This window comes from uncultured Brachyspira sp., from assembly GCF_910588665.1.
In the GTDB taxonomy this organism is placed as follows: domain Bacteria; phylum Spirochaetota; class Brachyspiria; order Brachyspirales; family Brachyspiraceae; genus Brachyspira.
Map to the genome: position 1 here is coordinate 1 of NZ_CAJUPR010000059.1, position 1,097 is coordinate 1,097.

The 1,097-nt window shown below is 26.4% G+C and carries 1 protein-coding gene; it reads right to left on the reverse strand.

Features of this window, described 5'->3' with window-relative positions; genetic code table 11:
* Window positions 1-4: 4 nt before the first annotated feature.
* On the reverse strand, window positions 5-1,097 hold a 1,093-nt coding region (locus QZ306_RS10605), incomplete at its 5' end, for an IS110 family transposase (protein ID WP_295163676.1).

A 1,097-nucleotide genomic window follows, 5' to 3' on the forward strand; every position in this document is an offset into this window, starting at 1 on the left:
ATGATTAGTTTTCTAAGAATTGTTTATTATTTTTGCACATAGAATATAACATTCTTAGAATTTTTGTAGAACAAGCAGTTAGGCTTTCGTAGAAGTGTTTGCCTTCTGCTTTTTTATTTTGGTAATAAATATATACTGGATGTTCTGGATAATTTGAAGCTCCTAATTTTACTACCATTTGGCTACAATTAAATAATATATATCTTGCATATTTGTTTCCTCTTTTTGATATTGCTCCTTTCACATTTATACTTTTTCCAGATTGCTTTATTGTTGGGTCAAGTCCACAAAAAGCTATTATTTCTTTTGGACTATCAAACCTTGTTATATCTCCTAATTCTCCAAGTATTTCAGCTGTTAATATTTCGCCGATTCCATAAAATGAATTTATTATTTTAAAATATGGAGATTGCTTTGCTGTTTCTATCATTTTATCTCTCAATTCATTTATGATATTGTTATTATTTTGTACTATTTTAGCCATATCCGAAAGGTTTTTTGTGTCTTCGTGTTCTTTATCAACTCCAGGATAAGAGTTAGTTGAAGCTATTTTTATTGTTTCTGCTAGTCTTTTATAAAAGTTTAAATTTCTTCCATTAGTCTTATATAAATTGTTATACAATGCATCAATTCGCTTCTCTTTCACTATTTCTGCATGTGGAAATTCTTTGATAAAATTCAATGCTGTATCATCATAAATTCTTGTTGATTTAAAGATTTTCTCTAGTTCTGGAAAGCATATATTTATTAATCTCTTGTATCTATTTTTACAACTAACATTATTCTGTAGCAAATAAAAATATTGTCTTGTCATTGCTTTTAAATCAGCATATAAATCCTTTTTAGATAAATCGTGATATTCTACTTCATTTACAAAGAATAACTTTGCTAATCTATAACAATCTTCTTTGTCTGTTTTAGTTTTTCTGATGGTGTCATAATTATTTTTAGTTGTTAAACTATTGATAACTAAAGTATTAAAACCATTTTCCTTAAAATATCTTTCTACTGGTAAATGATATGTACCTGTTGATTCCATAAATACTGTTAGATTTTGTGGATTAATTTCTTTTATTTTTTCTTTTACTTTCTCAACC